Annotated in this window: 20 protein-coding genes; 15 read left to right on the forward strand and 5 right to left on the reverse strand. The window is 67.2% G+C overall.

The genetic code is table 11. The annotated features are described in order from the left end of the window. The first annotated feature begins 107 nt into the window (after positions 1-107). From moaC to soxB, 11 genes are all read left to right on the forward strand, one after another. Positions 108-608, forward strand: coding sequence for a cyclic pyranopterin monophosphate synthase MoaC (gene moaC / locus ACLFRB_RS04960; RefSeq protein ID WP_411067898.1), 501 nt, complete (start codon positions 108-110; stop codon positions 606-608). Positions 609-730: 122 nt separating this feature from the next. Then, the gene (locus ACLFRB_RS04965) at positions 731-2,137 is read left to right on the forward strand and encodes a M48 family metalloprotease (protein ID WP_411067899.1); all 1,407 of its coding nucleotides are present in this window, start codon (positions 731-733) and stop codon (positions 2,135-2,137) included. Between the two features lie 13 nt (positions 2,138-2,150). After that, the gene (locus ACLFRB_RS04970; RefSeq protein WP_411067900.1) at positions 2,151-3,083 is read left to right on the forward strand and encodes a phosphate/phosphite/phosphonate ABC transporter substrate-binding protein; all 933 of its coding nucleotides are present in this window, start codon (positions 2,151-2,153) and stop codon (positions 3,081-3,083) included. Between the two features lie 5 nt (positions 3,084-3,088). Next, a complete protein-coding gene (locus ACLFRB_RS04975) occupies positions 3,089-4,543 on the forward strand; it encodes a sensor histidine kinase (protein WP_411067901.1) in 1,455 nt (484 codons plus the stop codon). Between the two features lie 4 nt (positions 4,544-4,547). Then, positions 4,548-5,930: a sigma-54-dependent transcriptional regulator gene (locus tag ACLFRB_RS04980; RefSeq protein WP_411067902.1), complete on the forward strand. Its 1,383-nt coding sequence runs from the start codon at positions 4,548-4,550 to the stop codon at positions 5,928-5,930. A 493-nt stretch (positions 5,931-6,423) separates the two neighbouring features. Further along, entirely contained in the window at positions 6,424-6,822 is a 399-nt protein-coding gene (gene soxX / locus ACLFRB_RS04985; protein ID WP_411067903.1) for a sulfur oxidation c-type cytochrome SoxX, read from the forward strand. Positions 6,823-6,871: 49 nt separating this feature from the next. Then, positions 6,872-7,375: a thiosulfate oxidation carrier protein SoxY gene (gene soxY, locus ACLFRB_RS04990; RefSeq protein WP_411067904.1), complete on the forward strand. Its 504-nt coding sequence runs from the start codon at positions 6,872-6,874 to the stop codon at positions 7,373-7,375. Between the two features lie 55 nt (positions 7,376-7,430). Further along, entirely contained in the window at positions 7,431-7,760 is a 330-nt protein-coding gene (soxZ, locus tag ACLFRB_RS04995; protein WP_411067905.1) for a thiosulfate oxidation carrier complex protein SoxZ, read from the forward strand. A 39-nt stretch (positions 7,761-7,799) separates the two neighbouring features. Continuing rightward, complete coding sequence (soxA, locus tag ACLFRB_RS05000) at positions 7,800-8,681, forward strand: sulfur oxidation c-type cytochrome SoxA (RefSeq protein ID WP_411067906.1); 882 nt, start codon at positions 7,800-7,802, stop codon at positions 8,679-8,681. A 131-nt stretch (positions 8,682-8,812) separates the two neighbouring features. Continuing rightward, a complete protein-coding gene (locus ACLFRB_RS05005) occupies positions 8,813-9,337 on the forward strand; it encodes a DUF302 domain-containing protein (RefSeq protein WP_411067907.1) in 525 nt (174 codons plus the stop codon). A gap of 73 nt (positions 9,338-9,410) precedes the next feature. Then, the gene (soxB, locus tag ACLFRB_RS05010; RefSeq protein WP_411067908.1) at positions 9,411-11,180 is read left to right on the forward strand and encodes a thiosulfohydrolase SoxB; all 1,770 of its coding nucleotides are present in this window, start codon (positions 9,411-9,413) and stop codon (positions 11,178-11,180) included. Positions 11,181-11,277: 97 nt separating this feature from the next. Here soxB and ACLFRB_RS05015 read toward each other — a convergent pair whose 3' ends face one another. From ACLFRB_RS05015 to ACLFRB_RS05030, 4 genes are all read right to left on the reverse strand, one after another. Continuing rightward, a complete protein-coding gene (locus ACLFRB_RS05015) occupies positions 11,278-12,387 on the reverse strand; it encodes an AI-2E family transporter (protein ID WP_411067909.1) in 1,110 nt (369 codons plus the stop codon). 206 nt (positions 12,388-12,593) lie between these two features. Then, positions 12,594-12,995: a hypothetical protein gene (locus tag ACLFRB_RS05020; RefSeq protein WP_411067910.1), complete on the reverse strand. Its 402-nt coding sequence runs from the start codon at positions 12,993-12,995 to the stop codon at positions 12,594-12,596. Between the two features lie 17 nt (positions 12,996-13,012). Next, complete coding sequence (locus tag ACLFRB_RS05025; RefSeq protein ID WP_411067911.1) at positions 13,013-13,762, reverse strand: type 1 glutamine amidotransferase; 750 nt, start codon at positions 13,760-13,762, stop codon at positions 13,013-13,015. A gap of 76 nt (positions 13,763-13,838) precedes the next feature. Then, the gene (locus tag ACLFRB_RS05030; protein WP_411067912.1) at positions 13,839-14,783 is read right to left on the reverse strand and encodes a selenium metabolism-associated LysR family transcriptional regulator; all 945 of its coding nucleotides are present in this window, start codon (positions 14,781-14,783) and stop codon (positions 13,839-13,841) included. A gap of 156 nt (positions 14,784-14,939) precedes the next feature. Here ACLFRB_RS05030 and ACLFRB_RS05035 point away from each other — a divergent pair, with 156 nt between their 5' ends. Genes ACLFRB_RS05035 through ACLFRB_RS05045 form a run of 3 tightly spaced genes read left to right on the forward strand, consistent with a single transcriptional unit; the run spans position 14,940 to position 17,736 of the window. Next, positions 14,940-15,353 (forward strand): hypothetical protein, encoded by a 414-nt coding sequence (locus ACLFRB_RS05035; protein WP_411067913.1) that lies wholly within the window; start codon positions 14,940-14,942, stop codon positions 15,351-15,353. Continuing rightward, positions 15,350-16,540, forward strand: a complete 1,191-nt coding sequence (locus ACLFRB_RS05040) for an acetoin utilization protein AcuC (protein WP_411067914.1) — start codon at positions 15,350-15,352, stop codon at positions 16,538-16,540. Before ACLFRB_RS05035 ends, ACLFRB_RS05040 begins: the two co-directional genes overlap by 4 nt. Positions 16,541-16,554: 14 nt before the next feature. Continuing rightward, positions 16,555-17,736, forward strand: a complete 1,182-nt coding sequence (locus tag ACLFRB_RS05045; protein ID WP_411067915.1) for an aldo/keto reductase — start codon at positions 16,555-16,557, stop codon at positions 17,734-17,736. A gap of 228 nt (positions 17,737-17,964) precedes the next feature. Here ACLFRB_RS05045 and ACLFRB_RS05050 read toward each other — a convergent pair whose 3' ends face one another. After that, on the reverse strand, positions 17,965-19,566 hold the full coding sequence (locus tag ACLFRB_RS05050; protein ID WP_411067916.1) for an endonuclease MutS2: 1,602 nt from the start codon (positions 19,564-19,566) through the stop codon (positions 17,965-17,967). Positions 19,567-19,710: 144 nt separating this feature from the next. Between ACLFRB_RS05050 and ACLFRB_RS05055 the strand changes: the two genes are divergently transcribed. After that, complete coding sequence (locus tag ACLFRB_RS05055) at positions 19,711-20,292, forward strand: NYN domain-containing protein (protein ID WP_411067917.1); 582 nt, start codon at positions 19,711-19,713, stop codon at positions 20,290-20,292. Positions 20,293-20,328: the final 36 nt, after the last annotated feature.

The raw sequence follows: 20,328 nt of genomic DNA on the forward strand, positions 1-20,328 counted from the left end.
CCGTCCCCGGGGAGACGGGTATGGAACGGCTGCCCGATGGCGGGGCCGGGACGCGCGTCCCGGCCCCTTTGCTTTCCCCCCTGCTGGTTGATTCCGGAGGCCGTGCCATGGCCGACAACGAGGACCCCCTCTCCCACTTCGACGACCAGGGCAACGCCCGCATGGTGGACGTAGGCGGCAAGGCCGTCACCGAGCGCACCGCCGTGGCCGAAGGCTGGATCACCATGGCGGCCGCCACCCTCGACCGGATCCGCGCCGGGCTGGTGGCAAAGGGCGACGTGCTCGGGGTGGCCCGTATCGCGGGCATCCAGGCGGCCAAGCAGACCGGGCAGCTGATCCCCCTCTGCCACCCCCTCCCCCTTTCCGCCGTGGAGGTGGACCTGCGGGAGGACGAGGACTCCGACACCCCTGCGGTGCGCGCCGAGGCCACGGTAAAGACGGCCAACCGCACGGGGGTGGAGATGGAGGCCCTGACCGCCGTCAACCTGGCCCTGCTCACCGTGTACGATATGTGCAAGGCCATGGACCGGGCCATGGAGATCACCGGGGTCCGCCTGGTGGAGAAGTCCGGCGGCCGCTCGGGACACTGGCGGCGCCAGCCGGGCTGAGCCCGGAACTCGGCGCCCTTGCGCGGGCCTAATAAGACGCATTGCGAACCGTTTTTCATCGACTTCTGGCGACCATGCCCCGATCCTTCACGTTCTCAAGCGCGGCCACCGCGCGGCGCGGCTTGGCGCTGCTGCTCGCGGGGCTCCTCGCCGTGACCGCCCCCGCCGCCGCAGATCAGCTTCCCTCCCTGGGCAGCCAGAGCGGCGGAGCCTTAACCGCCACCCAGGAGCAGGAGATCGGTCAGGAGTTCCTGACCCAGGCGCGCCGCGAGCTGAACTTCGTGGAGGACCCCGAGGTCCTGGGGTACGTCCGCGCCATCGGCCACCGGATTGCCGCCCAGACCGATTTCGACGCCTACCCCTTCCACTTCTACGTGGTCGAGGATCCCAGCCTGAACGCATTCGCGGTTCCCGGGGGCCATATCTTCGTTCATTCGGGATTGATCGAGGCCACGGACACGCCGGCCGAGCTGGCTGGCGTGCTGGCTCATGAGATCGCCCACATCACCCAACGCCACCTGGCCCGCCAGGTGGCCGCCAGCCAGGAGACCCAGCTCCAGTCGCTGCTCCTGGTGCTGGCGGGCGTCATGGCCGGGATGCAGGGGCAGGGGGAGGCGGCCCAGGCACTGGTGGCCGGGGCGAGCGCTTACTCCCAGCAGGAGATGCTGTCCTATAGCCGCACCCACGAGCACGAGGCGGACCGTTTGGGGGTGGGCTATCTGGCGCGCTCCGGCTTCGAGCCCGACGGCCTGCCGGCCTTCCTGGAGGAGCTGCAGGATTGGTCCAGCCTCCAGGGCCAGGCGCCCCCCGCCTATATGTCCACTCACCCCCTGACCCGGGAGCGCATCTCCGACGCCCGCAACCGGGCCAGCCGCATGCGCGCCGCCGCCGATTCCACCCCCTTGGGCGAAGGCACCTACCAGCGCGTTCGCGCGCGAGTCCAGGCGGTAACTGCGGAATCCCCGGAGCAGGCCTACCGGGACTTCACCAAGCGGGTCGAGGACGACCCGGAAAACGCGGCCGCACGCTACGGCCTGTCGCTGGCCGCTCGTCTCACAGGCCGCACCGACGAAGCCCTCGATCTGCTTCGGGACCTCATCGAGCAGGCCCCCGAGGAAGTGGCCTACCGCAGCAGCCTCGCCGAGGCTCTGATGGAGGATGACAACCCGGAGAAGGCAATCCGCTCCCTGGGGGAAGCCCTGGAGCGCCGCCCCAGTGCCCCGGAGCTGCGGGAGCAGCTGGGTCGGGCACAGCTGGCCGCGGGTGACGCGAAGGCGGCCCGCGACACCCTGAGGGAGGTGACCCGCGACCATCCCCGCCGTGCTTCGGGCCACCGAGCCCTGGCGGAGGCCTACTCCCGGCTCGACGAGCCGATCCGCGCGCACCGCGCCGAGGCCGAAGCCCGCTGGATCGCCGGGCAGCAGGCCGAGGCCCTTCAGCAGCTTCGCCTGGCCGAGCGCCTAGCCCAGGAGCAGGGCTCCGACCAACTGGGGCGGATCCGGGCCCGGATCGAGGAACTCCGACTTTAGCCCAGGGACGCGCATGCCCGCACCCATGAGCCTAGCCAAACGCCTCGCTGCACGTGGTTTCCCCACGCTGGCCGGCCTGCTGCTGCTTCTCGGCGCACCGGCCCTTCCCGCGGAGGAGCCCGAGCGGCTGCGCCTTTTGCTGCCCCCCTTGTCCACCGCGGACAAGATGTACGCCCGCTTCCAGCCCCTGGCCGGGCATTTGGAGAAGGCCCTCGGCATCCCGGTGAAGGCGCGTGTCGCCGGGGATCTGGAATCGCTGCTGCGCTTGGCCCGCCAGGACCGGCCGCAGATCGTCTACCTTTGCCCGCTGGTCTACGCCCGGCTGGCGGACGAGGGAGCTCTACGCCCCCTCGCTCGCATCGAGCGCCAGGGCAAAGACACCTTCCGGTCGGTGGTGGTGGTCCGAAAGGAAAGCCCCTACCAGGAGCTGAAGGAGCTCAAGGGGGCCCGCTTCGCCTACGGCGACCCGGTGTGCGCCGCATCCCGGCTGGTCCCCAAGACCATGTTCGCCAAGGCGGGCATCCACCCCCACCGGGACTTCTTCGAGGAGCGCACCCTCGGTTCCAACGAGAACGCCCTCTACTCTGTGGCCACGGACCTGTTCGACGCCACCGCCGTGGACGAATCCGCCGCGCACCCCTTTCTGGAAAAGGGGGTACTCCGGCCTTTGGAATACTCGCGGCCCATCCCCCAGTACCTGCTGGCGGCGAGCGCGCGGCTCAGTGATTCCTTCCGGGAACGACTGGTCCAGGCCCTGACCGACCTCAAGCGTCCGCAGGCCACGGCAACTTTACGGGCCATCGGCGCCGATGTGGACGGCTTCTCGCCCACCAGCGACGACGACTACGACACGCTCCGCTCCATGGAACGCCGCCACGGCTCCCCGGAGACTCCGCTGAACCTGCTAAACCCCTCAAAGCGGCCGGGCGGATCCCCGGGGAGGTAGAAGGCATGGCGCCATTCCAGCGGCTTCCCTTGCAGACCAAGGGCGCCCTGTACGTCCTCCTGCTGATTGTCGCCATTTTCCTGACCGTGTCCTTGGTGGTATACACCTCGGTCCACCGGGATCTGGAGCAGCAACTGGTGGACGAGAACCTGCGCATGGTCCGGGATCTCTCCGGCAGCGCTCGCAGCCCGATCCTCACTACCGACCTTACCGCCCTGCAGAAACTGGTGGAGCAGGCCGGCAGCAATCGGGCGGTGGAAGCGGCGGTGGTTACCGACGCCACAGGGCGGATACTAGCAAGCACGGAGATGTCCGGTTTGGGACAGAAGAGTCCCGAATGGGCCACCGGAAAGGTCCAGGAGCCGCCCTCCACCTCGGGCTGGAACCTCCTTCCCCTCGCCTCCGACGAGCTCCTCAAAACGGCGAGCCATCCCATCGAGGTCCGGGACGAGGAGCTGGGCAAGGTGCATGTGCGCTTCGACCCGGCGGAGCTCCGCCAGATCGTGGCCGAGAACCTCAACGCCACCCTCCGCAAGCTCCTGTGGCTCGGCCTGTTCACCGGGGTAGTGGGCACCGCCGGTGCCTTCCTGATCTCCGGGTTCGTGACCCGGCCCATCCGGCGGCTTACCGGGCAGGTGGAGGCCATGGAGCGCGAGCTGGCCACCAGCGCCCCGGACGAGAAGGGCGGGCCCGCCGATGGCGACGAGCTGGCTCGCCTGCAGTACGGCTTTGAGCGGCTGCGCTCCACCCTCGACCGCTACCTGGAGGAGCTCGATCGCCTGCACCGCAAGCAACAGGCCCTGAACTGCCTGGCCACCATCGGCGAGATGTCCGCGCACGTGGCCCACGAGCTGCGCAACTCCCTTTCCAGCCTGCGGGGCGCGGCCCGCTACCTGCGGCGCCACCCCGAGGCCACGCAAAAGACCGAATTCTCTGAAATAATCGAGGAGGAGGTGCACCGCCTATACGAGATGACCGAGGGGTTTCTGGACTTCAGCCGGCCCTTCGAGCCCCAGCTGGAGGAACGGGATCTGTGCGCCCTGATCCAGGACACTTGCGCTCGGCTGGCCACCGACTACGAAAACGCAGGCGTAACACTGGAGTCCAACTGCTCCGAGGGCCGCACCTGCCTGCTGGACCCCCAGCTTATCCACCAGGCCCTGGTGAATCTGCTCACCAACGCCCTGGACGTGCTCGAGCCGGGGGATCGGGTCCACCTCTCCGTGGAGTCCGGATCGGACGGCACGCGGCGGGTCATCGTCCGTGACACCGGGCCGGGCATCCCCGCGGAGGACCGCGAGCGGATCTTCAAGCCGTTCGTCACCACCAAAACCCACGGCAGCGGCCTGGGCCTGGCTGTGGTCTCCAAGGTGGTCCTGCAGCATGGCGGCAACGTGGAGGTGGACGACGCACCAGGCGGGGGCGCCCGCTTCACTCTGACTCTTCCCAAGGCCGGATAACCCTATGGCTGAGCACACCATCCTGATCGTCGAGGACGAGCGCAACCTACGCCGGGTCATGGCGGCCTGGCTGGAGGAAGAGGGCTTCGCCACCCGGCCGGCGGAGAACGCCGAGGACGCCCTCGAGCAGTTCACCCGGAGCGGGGCGGACCTGGTGGTCACCGACCACCGACTGGGCAGCGGCCGCAACGGCCTTGACCTCATGCGCGCCCTCAAGGCCGAGCACCCGGCCCTGCCGGTGATCATCGTCACCGCCTACGGCAACGTGGAGCACGCCGTGGAAGCCATGAAGGCGGGCGCCGACCACTACCTCACCAAGCCGGTGGAGGAGGCGGATCTGGTGGCCCTGGTCCGCAACCTGCTCAACCGCTCAGGCCATGCCCTCCCCACCCAGCAGCCGCAACAGAACTTCGGCATCGTGGGCGCAAGTCGGGCCATCCGCGAGCTGTTGCACACCGTGGAGCTGGTGGCCCCCGCCCCCTCCACGGTGCAGATCACCGGGGAATCGGGCACCGGCAAGGAGCTGGTGGCTCGCGCCCTGCACACCGCCTCGCCGCGCGCCAGCGAGCCCTTCGTGGCGGTGAACTGCGCGGCGTTGCCCGCGGAGCTGATCGAGAGCGAGCTGTTCGGCTACGAGAAGGGCGCCTTTACGGGGGCCCATCAGAGCCGGCCGGGGAAGTTCGAGGAGGCCGGCAAGGGCACGCTGTTCCTGGACGAGGTGGGCGAGATGCCCCCGGCTATGCAGGTGAAGCTCCTGCGCGCCCTGCAGGAGCGGGAGATCACGCGGCTCGGCAGCCACCGCCCCCAGCCCCTGAACGCCCGACTGGTGACCGCCACCAACCGGGATCTCGCCCGGGACGCGGAGGAGGGCCGGTTCCGGGAGGACCTCTACTACCGCCTCAATGTCATCCCCCTGCACCTCCCGCCCCTGCGGGAGCGGGTGGAGGACATTCCCCTGCTGGCCCGCCACTTCCTGGAGCAGTTCGCGCACGAGCTTGGGCGCAACCCGCCGGCCCTGACCAGCGAGGCCCTGGCCGTCCTGCAGTCCTATCCGTGGCCGGGGAACATCCGCGAACTGCAGAACGTCCTCGAGCGCACGGTGGTCATGACCCGGGGCGACACCATCGGTCCCGACGACCTGCCCTCGGCCCTGTCCAGCCCGCCGGCGTCGGGGAAGGCCGATTTCTCCACCCACCACCTGCCCACCATCGAGCGCCAGGTGGTGATCGACGCCATGGAGAAGACCAACTGGAACCAGAGCCGGGCCGCCGTCCTCCTCGGCATCAGCCGCAAGCAGCTGCGCACCAAGATGAAGAACCTGGGCCTGCTGGGGAGCGAGGGCGACGAGGAGGCCGAGGGCGGGCCCGGCTCCCTGCCCTCCGATTGACGAACCCCCCCCAGGCTCCCCACCCCTCCTCCTGTCGAGGCGGGCACCCACCACCGGGCGCCACCGCTCCCCTGCTACCCCGCCGGAATGGTCGGTACGACTTTTGCACTTGGGGATGCGACTAACCGGCGGAGTAATGGGAATATGGCTATATTACCGGATAGTAATATGCCAATATAAAACTATTCAAACCGTAAAGGCCATTTATAGAACTTTTCCCGCCGAAATTTTGCCGTTTTGAACGCATCAGGCTGTGGAACCTTCCCAGACCTGGTGGTATTCTGAGGCCGTTGCGCGCCTAGTGCCAGGCTTTTTCGGACGCCCGAAGGGAAGCCACAAATCCCAAAACCCCCCGCAACCGGGAATACAGGGCGATTTTCGAAAACAATTGGTTGCAGCCGCGCAACGGGATATGGCATATAGGACGCACTCTTGGGCCCGGGCACCTTTCCGCCCGTCGCCCATATCGTCAAGCCGCAAAGGAGGAGTTCAAATGGGGACCAACGGAGTATCCCGGCTCTCCCGGCTCGGCGCCCCTCTCCTGGGGGCCGCCATGATCGTCGCCGGCAGCGCCGCCAACGTTGCCATTGCCCAGGGCGACGAGGAGGATCTGAGCAGCGCGGAAAAGGAAGGCAAAGAAGTCGCCTTCGATCGTCAGAAGGGCAACTGCCTGGCCTGCCACGAGATCCCTGGCGGGGAGCAGCCCGGGAACCTCGGTCCGAGCCTCGCGGGCGTCGCCGATCGCCTCGACGAGGAGCGGATCCGAAAGCAGATCCGGGATGCCGAGGAGTTCAACCCGGTAACCAGCATGCCTCCCTTCGGCAAGCATGAGATCTTGACCGAGGAGGAGATCGACAAGGTCACCGCCTTTCTTATGACGCTCAAGTACTAAATTCAGTACTTGCCGGCGGAGTCAAACGGAATCACGGAGGAAGCATTCGATGCACGTTGCAAGCAAATTGAACACCGGCCGACGCTCCTTTCTGAAGGCCCTGGGCACCACTGGTGCCGTAGTGGCCGCCGCGGGGGCTGGCCTTCTGAAACCCGGTAAGGGCTTGGCCGCCCCCGAGGGCTGGCCGAAGGAAGCCTTCGAAAAAGAGAAGCTGGATGAGGCCTTCAAGGAAGCCCTCGGCACCACCGACATCCAGGATGGCAAAGTCAATCTGAAGGCCCCCACCATCGCCGAGAACGGGGCCGTGGTGCCCATCACCATCAGCAGCGACTTGGACTCGGACGAGGTTGCCAAGCTTCACCTTTTTGTGGCCGAGAACCCGGCTCCGTACGTCGCCCAGTTCCACATGCTGGAAACGGGAACTCCGGAAGTCTCCACCCGCATCAAAATGGGCGAGACCTCCGATGTTATCGCCGTGGCCGAAACCAAGAACGGCGATTTCTACAAGACCTCCGAGGAGGTCCGGGTCACGGTGGGCGGCTGCGGCGGCTGACCGACGAGAATCGAACCGAGACGTCCTACACTGAATACGGCAGAGGAAGATAACGATGGCTAAGACTGGCAGCGCCCGAATCCGCGTCGGCAGCGCCAAGAAGGGGGAATCCACCCAGGTGCGCGCCCTGATCCTCCACCCCATGGAGACCGGCCAGCGCAAGGACGACAAGACCGGGGAGACCATTCCCGAGCACTTCATCCAGAAGGTGAAGGCGGATCTCGACGGTACCCGCGTCTTCGAGGCCGACTGGAGCGTGGCGATCAGCAAGAATCCCTATATGTCCTTCTACATCGTCCCGGAATCCAGCAGCACCCTTAAGGTCACCTGGGAAGACAACGAGGGCGAAACCTTCTCCGCCGAAGCCGAGGTGGAGGTCGGCTAGCTCCGCTAGCCTCCGACTACGCCAGCAGGAGGACCCACCATGAATGTACGTCTTTCCTTAGCCGTGGCATCCATCGCCCTGCTTTTCGGGACGGGCCACGCCAGTGCCCAGCTGGGGGGCGGCGGTGCCGACGAGGAGCAAGGGGCGGCCTCGGAAGAAGGGGCCGAGGAGATCGGCAAAGACTTCAACCCCGGCGAGCTCGACATCGATTCCGGCATGGCCCTCTTCCAGGAGGAAGGCTCCAACGGCAAGTCCTGTGCGTCCTGCCACGGGGACGAGGGCGAGGATCTGGAGGGCGCCGCCACGAAGTTCCCCAAGGTAGTGGATGACGTCTATCCCGTCGGGGACAGCTCCGGCCCGGACGTGGTAAACAAGGGTGAGACCCAAGGCGAGGAGCTCAACCCCAACAAGGCCATCGAGGGCGAGGGCGTGCGCACCCTGGAGATGCAGATCAACCTTTGCCGGACGGAGAACATGGATGCCGAGCCCTGGAGCTTCTCCCAGAAGCACGGCGAGGACATGCGGCACATGACCATCTTCGTGAAGTCGCTGTCCAACGGTGAGCCCCTTGACATCGCCACCGACGGCGACGCCAAGGAGTACTGGGAGAAGGGCAAGGAGTACTACTGGATGAAGCGGGGCCAGCTGAACTTCTCCTGCGGGACCTGTCACGTGCAGAACAGCGGCATGCGCCTCCGCGGGCAGGAGCTTTCCGAGGTGCGGGGACAGTACACCAAGTTCCCCACCTTCCGGATGAAGCAGCAGCAGACCCGCCTGACGCATACGCGATACCGCGGTTGCAACAGGCAGGTTCGGGCCCATGACCTGCCCTTCCAGCACGAGGCCTATCGGGCCTTGGAGGTCTACCACGGCTCCCTCTCCAACGGCGAGGAGCTGCGGGTCCCGGGGCACAGCCTCTAGGCTAAACCCGTAGGATCCACCGCAATAGGCCCGGGGCTCGCCTCGGGCCTATCCTTTTTCATGGTTCGCCCCCTCCGGAAGCGGGCGCCCCCGGAAGCGATCCGGATCAACCATGAAAAAGGAGCTGTCCCATGTGGGATGTAAACAGCTTTCCAGCAACAGCCCGCGCCGTAATGCTTGTGGGCTTGGTTTTTGCATTCCTCACGCTGGCCCCCCAAGGGGAGGTGGCCGGTCAGGAGGAGACCGAATCCCCGCTCTACCGCGTGGACCTGCCCCCGGACCGGACCTTGGAGGAGGTGGAGATGAGCATCCAGTCCAAGGCCGAGGGCCTCAACCTCGCGGACGTGGGCACCCTGGATGTCGCGGAGGGAATGCAAAACCGCGGAATCGATTTCGAGCAGGTCTACAAGGTGTACCAGGTGTGCAATTTGGGCCTAGGCGCGGAGGTGCTCAAGGAAGTTCCCGCCTTCGGCGCCTTCATCCCTTGCAAAATCGTCGTCTTCGAGGAGGACGACCACTTGGCCCTGATCACCTACCTGCCATCGTACGCCTTGCGCTACTTTCCCGATGCGCCCCCTGAGGCGGAGCGCATCGCCGAGAAGATTGAGCAGGACATCATCGAGGTAATGGACGCCGCCGAAGCGGGCGGGTTCTAGCAGGGCGGCCGTGCCGGGGCCGGCATGGCCCTCCCTGCCCCACTCGTGCAACCCGAAGGGAGAGATCCAAGCCATGCAGTTGTCCCGACGTGAGTTCCTTTACGCGCTTGGTCTGGCCGGCGCCGCGGGCATGCTACGCCCCAGCGGCGCCCGCGCCATGGGATGGTTCAAGGACGACGCTTACGCCGTCCCGGACTTCGGCAACGTGACCCTGATGCATTTCACCGACTGCCACGCGCAGTTGAAGCCCGTCTATTTCCGCGAGCCCAACATCAATCTCGGCGTGGGCTCGCTGAAGGGCGAGCCGCCGCACCTAGTGACCGACGCCTTTCTGGAGCACTACGGCATCGAGAAGGGCTCCAAGCGCGTCCACGCCTTCACGCCCATCGACTTCGTAGAGGGCGCGGAGCAGTACGGCAAGATGGGCGGCTTCGCCCACATGAAAACCCTCGTGGACCGCTTCCGGAGTGAGCGTGAGGGCAAGTGCCTGCTGCTTGACGGCGGAGACACCTGGCAAGGGTCGGCCACCAGCCTGTGGACCGACGGCATGGACATGGTGAAGGCCACCAACAAGCTGGGCGTCGACGTAATGACCGGCCACTGGGAATTCACCTACGGCGCCGACCGGGTCCAGGAGCTGATCGAGGACGGCCACCTCGACATGGATTTCGTGGCCCACAACATCAGCGACGTCACCTGGGGCGAGCGCGTGGACCTGTTCGAGCCCTACACCATCAAGGAGCGCAACGGGGTCCGCATCGCGGTGATCGGCCAGGCCTTCCCCTTCACTCCCATCGCCAACCCTTCCCACATGATCCCCGACTGGTCCTTCGGCGTGGACGAGGACCACGCCCAGAAGGTTGTGGACGAGATCCGGGACAACGACAAGGCCGACGTTGTGGTGATCCTCTCCCACAACGGCATGGACGTGGACAAGAAGATGGCCTCCCGCCTGCGCGGCGTGGACGTCATCCTCGGCGGGCACACCCACGACGCCATGCCCGCGCCCATGGAAATCAAGAACAAGGGCGGCGGCATCGGCGGGGTGACCCTTGTGGTGAACTCCGGCTCTAACGGCAAGTTCCTCTCCCGCCTGGACTTCGACGTCAAGAACGGCAAGGTGCGGGACTACCGCTTCAGCATGCTCCCCATCTTCTCCAATGAGATCGACCCCGATCCGGAAATGGAGGAGCTCATCGAGGAGGAGCGGAGCAAGGCCCAGGAGAAGGCGGGCAAGGATCTCAGCGAGGAGCTCGCCGTTTCCGAGGATCTCCTCTACCGCCGGGGCAACTTTAACGGCACCTTCGACCAGCTCATCGTCGAGGCGCTCATGGAGAGCCAGGACGCCGAAGTCGCTCTTTCGCCGGGCTTCCGCTGGGGAACCTCCGTCCTGCCGGGCCAGCCCATCACCCTGGAGGACGTCTACAGCCAGACCGCCATCACCTACCCCGAGGTCACCCTCAACGATATGACCGGGGAGCAGCTAAAGATGTCCCTTGAGGACGTGGCGGAGAACCTGTTCAACCCTGACCCTTACTACCAGCAGGGTGGGGACATGGTCCGGGTGGGCGGCCTGAAGTTCACCTTCAATCCCAGTGAGAAGCAGGGCAAGCGCCTCCAGGACATCGAGGTCAACGGCGAGCCTCTCGACCCCAAGAAAAAGTACAAGGTGGCCGGCTGGGCGAGCGTCGATCCCGTGGAGGAGGATCGTCCCCCCGTCTACGACGTGGTCTCCGACTGGCTCCGCGACAAGAAGTCCGTCTCCGTCGGCGAGCCCAACCTTCCCCGCCTCAAGGGGGTCAAGGACAATCCCGGCCTCGACACGGACGTGCGCCTGGCCTGAGAGCCCGCACCGCCAACGGCGAGCAAAGAAGGCCGGCCCCGAGGGGCCGGCCTTTTTCGTAGCGGCACATGCGGGCTGGAGCCGCCCGCCGGAGGCCCTATTCGGCCCCCGCGACCCGCGAATGCTCCCCGGCCCGATCGGGGCCCGGATCCTCCGCATGGTGAAGGCGGGGCACGGCGTCCAGGATGGCTTTCACCACGGTGGCCAGAGGAATGGCGAAGAAGATCCCCCAGAACCCCCAGATGGAGCCGAAAATGAGGATGGCGAGAATGATGGCCACTGGGTGGAGCTTCACCGCCTCGTAGAAGATCAGCGGCACCAGGACGTTGCCGTCCAGCCCCTGGATGATCGCGTAGGCAAGGAGCAGGTACGCCAGCTCCCAGCCCGGCCCCCATTGCACCAGCCCAAGCAGGGCCACGGGGATGGTCACCACCGCTGCCCCCACGTAGGGAACAAGCACAGAAAAACCGGTCAGCACGCCGAGCAGGGCAGCGTAATTGAACCCCATCATGCGGAAGGTGAAATAGGTCACCATGCCGACGATGATGATCTCCCACACCTTGCCGCGAATGAAGTTGCCGATCTGGCGATCCACGTCCCGCCAAACGCTCTGGGCGAGCTGCTGGTGCGGCGGCAGGAAGCTACGAATGTACCCTAGGATCAGCTCCTTGTCCTTCAGCATGAACAGGATGAGGAACGGCACCAGCACCATGTAGACTAGCAGGGTGGCCAGCCCGGGGATATAAGAGATGGACAGGGACACCAGCTGCCCGCCCCACTCCTGGAGCCGCTGCCCGATGGCGGAGATGAGGCTGTCCGCGTATTGAGGTTCGATGAACCCGGGATAACGCTCCGGGAGGGTGCGGATCAGATTCTGGACCTGGCGTACGATGTCGGGAAGGTCCCGCACCACCCGCTGGAGCTGCTCCGTCAATAAGGGAAGCAGGGAGAAGATGAGGAACACGGCCACCAGGAGGAAGACGGTGAAGACGATGATCACGGCGATCCAGCGGGGCACATGCCGCCGCTCCATGGGGCGGATGAACCCCTCGAGCAGGTAGGCGATGACCAGGCTGGCCACGAACGGCTTGAGCGCCTGCCCGAACACATAGAGGGCCGCCAGCACCCCAAGGATGACGAAGGTCAACAGCAGGATCTGGGGATCGGAAAAACGCTTGCGGAACCATTCCAGGGGGGTATACACCATGCCTCCGGACGGCGTTCGGGTGGAATCGAGGACAGCGCCTCCATTTGTCCGGGAGGGTAGCGGAATCGCTGGACGGGGGAAAGAAGCCGGACTGCGCCGCCCTACGCGACTGTCCCGCGTTCGGAAAGCGCCCTCCTACCGGGGATCTTACCGGAAGCCGCCCCTCGCGGCGTAGGACGCGCCCCGCGGGGGCCATCCTACCCCGCTCATTCCTCCTCGAACTGCCGCAGGTAGCGCCGGTAATGGCGCTCGAAGGTCTCCTCGAGCTCCTCGATCACCTCGCTCTCCGGCTTGTCCTGCAGGTACCGCTTGGCCATGATCGAGGTGGTCTCGTCGAGCAGCTTGCTGCGCTCGAGCATGGGGTAGGTCTGGCGCAGCCGCTTGATGGCCTGCACCGGGCCCTCCTCGGGGTCCTTCTCCACGGGCCGGGGGGACTCGGGCTCTTCGGGGGCCGCCGCTCCCGCCACCCCGGCGCCGGGCTCCTCGGTGCCACCTTCCCCGACCCCGGTGCGGCCCACCAGGAACTCCGCGTACTCCACCAGCTGCCGCTGCTGCTCGGCGGGGAGGCGCTCCAATGCCTGCAGGAGGCGCTTCTCGTTCTCCGTCATGGCCGCGACGCTTCCCTTCAGTCGTCCTGCACCTTGAATTCGTAGGCGGGGCCTTCCTGGGCGTGGGGCTGCATGAGCTCCAGCTCCTTGACCAGGGCCACCACCACCTTGTCGGTGACCGCCTGCATCCGGCCGGCGCCCCAGGATTCCCGGGAATACTCCAGGAGGCTGCCCACCCCGTCCGGGCAGGGACGGTCTTCCATCACCATATCCTCGATCATCCCCGGCTTTACCTCGGGACGGAACAGCAGCCCGTAGGCCCGCCGGTGGGGCCGGAAGGCCAGCCAGTTGCCCGCGTCGTCCACCAGGGTGGGCTCCATGCCCTCCGGCAGGGAGACCGAGCCGGCGTGCCACAGAAAGACCTCCATGCCGTCCAGCTCCTCGGCCAGGGCGTCCCCTTCCCCCGCCGCGGTCTTGCGGGCGGTGACGAAGCGGGCGGTGAGCTCCGGGTCCTCGGAGGCCTCGCCGCCGAAGTGCTCCGCCATCAGCAGGGCCCCCAGCCCCAGCCCCACCACGGGCTGGTCGTTGCGCAGGAACTGCCCCACCAGAAACTCCTCCTCCGCCAGATAGGGGAAGTCGTCCTTCTCGGTGGGGTCCATGGGCCCGGGCAGCAGGAACAGGGCGTCCTTGTCCTGGGGGCTGCCGGGGACGGACTGCCCCAGGAATGGCCGGATGTAGACGAAGCCGATCTCCCGGTGCTCCAGCTGCTTCTCGATGGTGCCCAGGAATTCGTGATGGCTATGCTGAACAACGAAGAACTGCCGCATGGCTCCGCGACTCCCGGTGAATGCCGGGGATCCCGGGGTGGCCGGAGCCCCCTGCCGGGGGCGTTCCGGGCCCGGCCTAGAGGGCGACCCGGTCGTGGGCCGGGCTGCTGCGCTGCCCCCAGGGATCCCCTTTCTCGCATTGCTCTTGGATGAACTGGTAGAACCGCTCCACCGCCTGGGAGCGGAACTTCTGCTTCTGGTGGACAAAGGAGAAGGAGCGCTTGAGGGCGGGCTCCAGGGGCCGTACCTCCAGGGTCCCGAGCTGCGCCTCCTTGCGCACGGTGGCCTCGGAGACCACGGAAACCCCCAGTCCGCTCTCCACGGCCCCCTTCACCGACTCGCCGGAGCCGAGCTCCATGACGATGTCCAGCTTGTTGGGGTCCTCGCCCCCCTCGCGGATGTAGTCCGCCAGCACCTCGCGGGTGCCCGAGCCCTCCTCGCGGAGGACGAACTGGCAATCGAGGAGGTCGCCGGGCGTCACCCGCTCTTTGGCGGCCAGGGCGTGGCCCTGGGGGAAGATGGCCACCAGCTGATCCGGCTGGCACTCGCGGATGGCCAGGTTGCTGTTGTGGACCGCGCCTTCGACGATGCCGATGTCGATGGTATTATTTTCCACCTGCTGAACGATGTCGCGGGTATTGGCGACGTTCATCCGCACCTTCATGGCCGGATAGGCCATGCGGAAGGCCCCGAGCACCCGCGGCAGCAGGTATTCGCCGATGGTGGTGCTGGCGCCCACCAGCAGGACTCCCCGCATCTCCCCGGTCAGCTCCCCGACCGAGCTCTCCATCTCGTCATACAGGCTCAGGATCTTGTCCGCGTAGTCGAAGACGATGGAGCCGGCGTTGGTCAGGGTGATGCGGTTGTGGTTGCGGTCGAACAGCCGGGTGTTGAACTGCTCCTCGAGCTGCTTGACCTGGAAGGTGACCGCCGGCTGAGTCATGTGCAGCCGATTGGCCGCCTTGGTGAAACTGGAAAGCCGCGCAACGGTATGGAAGACGTGCAGTCTGCGATCGGCCATGGCTCCCTACCATCCGCCCGGGCTGGCCGGGCCTGCTTCCGAATTCCCGGATCCGCTTAACGGCGCGGGCCGTTCCGGGTATCCTGAAAAGTTGATAAATTTTCTCAACCTTAAAACCCCATAATAAACCAATTTATTTTATGAGGGGATAAATAAATGAGCAAGCAGTGGGAAGCCATGGACCTCAAGGGGGGTGGCCTGCAGCAGGTCCAGATGGCCTACAAATCCGTGGCCCGGACCAAGCCGGGGGCCTACCTGCGCTGGATCCTGTTCCCCCTCGGCGTTCATCGCTTCTACCTGCTCGACCGGCGGGGCGGCCTCGCCTACCTGGGCGCCTCCCTGGCGGCGCTGGTGGTCCACGTGGCCGCCGGCTTCCCCTGGCTGTGGCTGGTCCCCTCCGTGGCCGCCCTCGTCGACCTGTTCCTGATCCCGGGCCGGCTGGTGCGGATCAACAAAGAGCTACGCCTGCAGACCATGATGAGCGGCGCCCGCCCCGGGGCCCCACGCGGCTTCAAGGGCCACTACACCGAAGAGAACACCACCGGCGACGGGGAGGACGGGAACCGATGACCGGCCCGGCGGTCTTCTTCGGTGCCGCACGATACCGACGCCCCAGCTACAACGACAACCACCCCCTGGGCATCCCCCGGGTCTCCCTCACCGTGGACCTGCTGCGCGCCTACGGGGCCCTGCCCGAGGCGGAGTACCAGGAGTCCCGCCAGGCGGCCGACTACGAGCTGGCGTGGTTCCACACGCAGGAATACCTGCGCACCGCCCGCCGCATCGAGGCCACCGGGCGGGCATCCGCCGCGGACCGCAAGCGGTACAACCTCGGCAACCTGGAGAACCCGGCCTTTGCCGGATTCTACACCACCGCCGCCATCGCCACCGGGGCGAGCATCCAGGCCGCCGAGGCCGTGATCGACGGCCGCATCGGCTTCAACCCCGCCGGCGGCATGCACCACGCCGCCCCCCACCAGGCCCGGGGCTTCTGCTACTTCAACGATCCCGTCCTGGGCATCCTGCGCCTGCGGCGGGAGGGCTGGCGGGTGCTGTACGTCGACCTGGACGCCCACCACGGGGACGGCGTGGAGGACGCCTTCGCCACGGATCCGGAGGTGTTCACGCTCTCCCTGCACATGGGCACCGAGCGGGCCTATCCGTTCCAGGGCGGCGGCCTGGATGACGACGGCCAGGGGCCGGGCGAAGGGTACGCCCTCAACCTGCCCATGCCCGCCGGCGCCCACGACGACGATTACCGCACCGCCTTTGATGCGGTCTGGGGCCCCGTGGTGGACCGCTTCCAGCCGGACGCGGTGGTCTTCCAGGCGGGGACCGACATCCTGCTCGCCGACCCGCTGAGCCGCTTCCGCGTCTCCACCCAGACCTTCCTGGCCATGGCGGCGCGCATCCAGGCGGACAGCGCCCCCCGCCTGCTGGTGACCGGCGGCGGGGGCTACCATCCGCTGGCCCTGGCGCGCTGCTGGGCGGGGCTCTGGGCCCAGCTCTCCGGACGGGAGCTGCCCGCCGAGCTGCCCCCGGCGGGCCGGGAGCACCTGGAGGCCGTGGACTGGGACCTCGACGAGGACGAGGACTGGTTCGACGAGCTGTTCCGCACGCGCCTGGACCCGCCCCAGCGGGGCCCGGTCAAGCCCGAGGTGGAGGAGGCCCTGGACCGCCTCCGCCGGCACCATCCCCTGCTCCGGCGCGCCCCGGTGGGCGCCGCCGGCGCCGTCGCAAACACCCCCACTTCCTGACGAGCCAGACAGCCATGCTAGGACGATCGCGCCGCAAGGACCTTCCCGAGCTCATCCCCGGCTACGCCACCCACGAGGCCACCCAGGCCTACGCGGATCGCAGCGGCCTGGCCGAGAGCCACTACAGCGACTACGGCGAGGAAGCCCTCAAGCTCTCCTCCATCGGTCTGGGGACCGACCACGGCGAGCCCACCGACGACGTGGACGCGGGCTACCGCGAGGCCCTGGCCCACGGCCTGCAGGGCGGCCTGAACGTCATCGAGGCGGGGCTCAGCTACCGCTACGGGCGCTCGGCGCGCGCCGCGGGCGCGGCCATCCGGGAGGCGGTGGCGTCGGGCGTGCCCCGCGAGGCCCTGTTCGTGGTGGGCAAGGGCGGCTTCCTGGCCTTTCCCGACGGCCCGCCCGACGACCTGGCCGCCTGGTTCAAGGAGGAGATCCTCAAGAAGGGGATGGGCACCCCCGACGAGCTGGCCCAGGGTGTGCATCTGCTCACCCCCGCCTACATCGCCTGGCAGGTGGAGCAGACCCGCCAGACCCTCGGCGTGGAGACCCTGGACGCCTTCCTCATCGACCAGTCCGAGGTGCACATCCCCGAGCTCCAGACCAAGGAGGACCTGAACGGCAAGCTGCAGAAGGTCTATGCGGTGCTGGAGATGATGGTGCAGGCAGGCAAGCTGCGCAGCTACGGACTGGCCACCTGGAAGTCCTGCCGGGTGCCCACCAACGACGGCCTGTTCCAGTCCCTCACCAGCCAGGTGGGCGTGGCGGAGAAGGCGGCCGGCGACCCGCAGGGCCACCATCTGCGCCTGGTGACCATGCCCTACAACGTGAACATGCTGGAGGGCTTCACCCGCTTCAACCAGGCCACCGGCCAGGGCAACGTGGCCTCCACCGTCCAGGCCGCCTACCAGCTCGGGCTCTATTTCATCGCCACCCATGCCCTCATGGGCGGCCAGCTCGTTGGCGAGCAGCCCCCCATCCTCCGCCAAGCCATGGGCGACCTGCGCACCAACGCCCAGCGCGCCCTGCAGTTCGCCCGCTCCACTCCGGGCGTGGGCACCGCCATGGTCTCCATGGCACGCAAGGACCACATGGACGAGGCGCTGGAGCTGGGCCGCCTCCCGCCCATGTCCCGCAAAGCGTTCCTGAAGATGTTCGAGCAGGCGGAGGACGAGGCCGAGGAAGCGGAGGGCTAAAGGGAAAAGCGGCAAAGACGGCGAACCGCCACGTACACCAAGAACCGCGAAGCAAAAAGCAAACCGGCGATCCGCCTCAATCAGAGAAAGTGCTTGTAAGGGGGCTAGCAGCCCCGAGCCGGAGCGGGATTCCTTTCTGTCGCGGCCAATGGCCGCTGCTACGGGAATCGAGCCTGCTTCTCCGCCTTTTATCCTGTTTTTTCTTGGCCTGGTGGGCGGCCTTGGCGGTTACCCGCCGTTCGTCTCCTGCCTTGCCGCCTCGGTGGTCGCCCCCGGGCGCAGCTCTTCCAGGTGCCCCCGGGCCCGCTCCAGCAGCGGCCCTTCCAGGCCGTTGCGCTCCGCCACCACCAGGCCGAGGGAGGCCCCCGGCGCCCCCACTTCCAGCTGGTAGGTGGGCTGCAGCCGGTCGAAGTCGAAGCGCATGTTGGCATTGGCCACCTTGGGGTGCTCGGCCGCGAAGCCCTTCAGGGGCGACAGATGGGTGGTGAAGACCCCCTGCACGCCGCGCTCCGCCAGCTCCTCCAGCACCGACATGGCGAGCGCCGCCCCCTCCTCCGGGTCGGTCCCGGTGCCCATCTCGTCCATGAGCACCAGGGTGTGCTCGTCCGCCTCGGCGAGGATCTGCTTGAGCACCTCCACGTGGCCGGCGAAGGTGGAGACGTGGTGCAGGATATTCTGGTGGTCGCCGATGTCTACCAGGATGCGGCGGTAGGCCCCCACTACGGTGCCCTCCGCCGCCGGGATGTGCAGGCCGCAGAAGGCCATGGTGGCGAGCAGGCCGATGGTCTTGATGGCCACCGTCTTGCCGCCCGTGTTGGGACCGGTGATGAGGACCATGGGCTGGTCCGGGCCCAGGCGCACGGTCAGCGGCACCGGCGCGGGGCCGCCGTTCTTGTGCCCGGCCACCAGGGCCGGATGCCGGGCGGAGCGCAGGTCCAGGCGGGGCTCCTCGGTGAGCTCCGGGGGATGGCCGTCGATCTTTAGGGACAGGCGGCCTGCGCCCAGCGCCAGATCGATCCAGGTGATGGCGTCGAGCAGCCGCTGCAGCGGGGCGATGTGCTCCCGCGCCGTGCCGGTGGCCTCGCGGAGCACCCGCCGCTCCTCGGCGTCGATCTCGCGGGCGAGCTGCTCCAGGCGGTTGTTCAGGGGGATCCACTCCATGGGCTCCACCATGACGCCCCGGCCCCGGGACAGGGCCTCCCGGCGGACCCCCTTGATGGCCCCGGCGGCCTCCGTCTTGACGGCGAGCACCCGGCGCGGGCCGCTGAAGTGCTCGGTCTTGGGCTCCACCAGGCTGGGGGCGAGCTTTTTGTCCTTGAGCTTCTTGTCCACCTGCTTGTTGAGGTCGGCTCGGACCTGCCGCACCTCCTCGTGCAGCGCGCCCAGGGAGTCGGAGGCCGACTCCCGCACCTTGCCCATGGTGTCCACCAGCGCGTCCAGCCGGTCAATGAGGGGGCTGGCGGCGGTCAGGTCCGAGGGGTCGCCCACGTACAGGCCGGGCCGCTTCTCCAGGGCCCGGCCCAGGTAGTCCCCCGCCTGCAGCAGGGTGATCAGGTTGCGCAGGGCCAGGCCGTTCAGGGGCGAGGCGCCCTCTTGGCGGCACTGGCGGAGGGCCGCCCGCACGTCGGGCAGCTCGTCCAGCTTGGGGCCGTCGCCCTCCTCCAGGCCCTCGCGGGCGGTGGTGACCGCCTGTTGGAAGGCCCGCGCCACCTCCAGGCTGGGGGCCGGCTCCAGATTGCGCGCCGCCTCCTTCCCGTACGGCGTGGCGCACTCGGCGTCCAGGGTGCGACGGATGGATTCGAACTCCAATGTATTGAGATCGCTCTGCATGCGGAGGCTCCCTTACGCGCTGCCCGACGGGGCATACAGCTGCTATAGTGCCGGGTTTGCCCGCCCGGAAGCGGGCCCGGGCCATACACAACGGGATCGCTATTCGCTGGCGCCCACGAAAAACGCATATTTGAGGTTACTTCAATGCAGAACCAGGACGCGATTTGGCTGGATGCGAACGACCGGCTCGGTCTGTTCATAGATGGGCCCAACTTCCACGGCAGCTCCCGGGACATGGGCTTCGACGTGGACTACCAGGCGCTCCTCGACTTCTTCCGCCAGCGGGCCAAGCTGACCCGGGCCTTCTACTACACCGCCCTCGATGTCTCCGGGGATCACACGCCCCTGAAGCCCCTGGTGGACTGGCTCTCCTACAACGGCTACATCGTCGTTACCAAGCCCACCAAGGAGTTCAAGAACGGCAACGGCAACCGCCGGGTCAAGGGCAACATGGACATCGAGCTGGCCATCGACATGTTAAACCTTGCCCAGTACCTGGACCATGCCATCTTGTTCTCGGGCGACGGGGATTTCCGGCGGCTGGTGGATGCCGTACAGCAGCGGGGCGTCAAGGTGACCGTCCTGGCCTCCTCGGACGTCACCGCCGACGAGCTGCGCCGCCAGGCGGACCAGTTCGTGGAGCTGGCGGACTTCCGGCCCCACATCGAGCGCTTCGGCGAGGGCGCCCGGGGCCGCGCCGGCGCGACCGATTCCCAGGGCACCTAGAAGGCGCTTCGGCGCGGGCCCGGCCCGCGCCGGTGC

It is taken from the genome of Thiohalorhabdus sp., from assembly GCF_046545655.1.
Classification (GTDB): domain Bacteria; phylum Pseudomonadota; class Gammaproteobacteria; order Thiohalorhabdales; family Thiohalorhabdaceae; genus Thiohalorhabdus.

What these genes read in the sequence shown, in the direction of transcription:
- moaC (WP_411067898.1), top strand. Translation starts at nt 108, where the DNA reads ATGGCCGACAACGAGGACCCCCTCTCCCACTTCGACGACCAGGGCAAC.
- ACLFRB_RS04970 (WP_411067900.1), top strand. Translation starts at nt 2,151, where the DNA reads ATGCCCGCACCCATGAGCCTAGCCAAACGCCTCGCTGCACGTGGTTTC.
- ACLFRB_RS04975 (WP_411067901.1), top strand. Translation starts at nt 3,089, where the DNA reads ATGGCGCCATTCCAGCGGCTTCCCTTGCAGACCAAGGGCGCCCTGTAC.
- ACLFRB_RS04980 (WP_411067902.1), top strand. Translation starts at nt 4,548, where the DNA reads ATGGCTGAGCACACCATCCTGATCGTCGAGGACGAGCGCAACCTACGC.
- soxX (WP_411067903.1), top strand. Translation starts at nt 6,424, where the DNA reads ATGGGGACCAACGGAGTATCCCGGCTCTCCCGGCTCGGCGCCCCTCTC.
- soxY (WP_411067904.1), top strand. Translation starts at nt 6,872, where the DNA reads ATGCACGTTGCAAGCAAATTGAACACCGGCCGACGCTCCTTTCTGAAG.
- soxZ (WP_411067905.1), top strand. Translation starts at nt 7,431, where the DNA reads ATGGCTAAGACTGGCAGCGCCCGAATCCGCGTCGGCAGCGCCAAGAAG.
- soxA (WP_411067906.1), top strand. Translation starts at nt 7,800, where the DNA reads ATGAATGTACGTCTTTCCTTAGCCGTGGCATCCATCGCCCTGCTTTTC.
- ACLFRB_RS05005 (WP_411067907.1), top strand. Translation starts at nt 8,813, where the DNA reads ATGTGGGATGTAAACAGCTTTCCAGCAACAGCCCGCGCCGTAATGCTT.
- soxB (WP_411067908.1), top strand. Translation starts at nt 9,411, where the DNA reads ATGCAGTTGTCCCGACGTGAGTTCCTTTACGCGCTTGGTCTGGCCGGC.
- ACLFRB_RS05015 (WP_411067909.1), bottom strand. Translation starts at nt 12,387, where the DNA reads ATGGTGTATACCCCCCTGGAATGGTTCCGCAAGCGTTTTTCCGATCCC.
- ACLFRB_RS05020 (WP_411067910.1), bottom strand. Translation starts at nt 12,995, where the DNA reads ATGACGGAGAACGAGAAGCGCCTCCTGCAGGCATTGGAGCGCCTCCCC.
- ACLFRB_RS05025 (WP_411067911.1), bottom strand. Translation starts at nt 13,762, where the DNA reads ATGCGGCAGTTCTTCGTTGTTCAGCATAGCCATCACGAATTCCTGGGC.
- ACLFRB_RS05030 (WP_411067912.1), bottom strand. Translation starts at nt 14,783, where the DNA reads ATGGCCGATCGCAGACTGCACGTCTTCCATACCGTTGCGCGGCTTTCC.
- ACLFRB_RS05035 (WP_411067913.1), top strand. Translation starts at nt 14,940, where the DNA reads ATGAGCAAGCAGTGGGAAGCCATGGACCTCAAGGGGGGTGGCCTGCAG.
- ACLFRB_RS05040 (WP_411067914.1), top strand. Translation starts at nt 15,350, where the DNA reads ATGACCGGCCCGGCGGTCTTCTTCGGTGCCGCACGATACCGACGCCCC.
- ACLFRB_RS05045 (WP_411067915.1), top strand. Translation starts at nt 16,555, where the DNA reads ATGCTAGGACGATCGCGCCGCAAGGACCTTCCCGAGCTCATCCCCGGC.
- ACLFRB_RS05050 (WP_411067916.1), bottom strand. Translation starts at nt 19,566, where the DNA reads ATGCAGAGCGATCTCAATACATTGGAGTTCGAATCCATCCGTCGCACC.
- ACLFRB_RS05055 (WP_411067917.1), top strand. Translation starts at nt 19,711, where the DNA reads ATGCAGAACCAGGACGCGATTTGGCTGGATGCGAACGACCGGCTCGGT.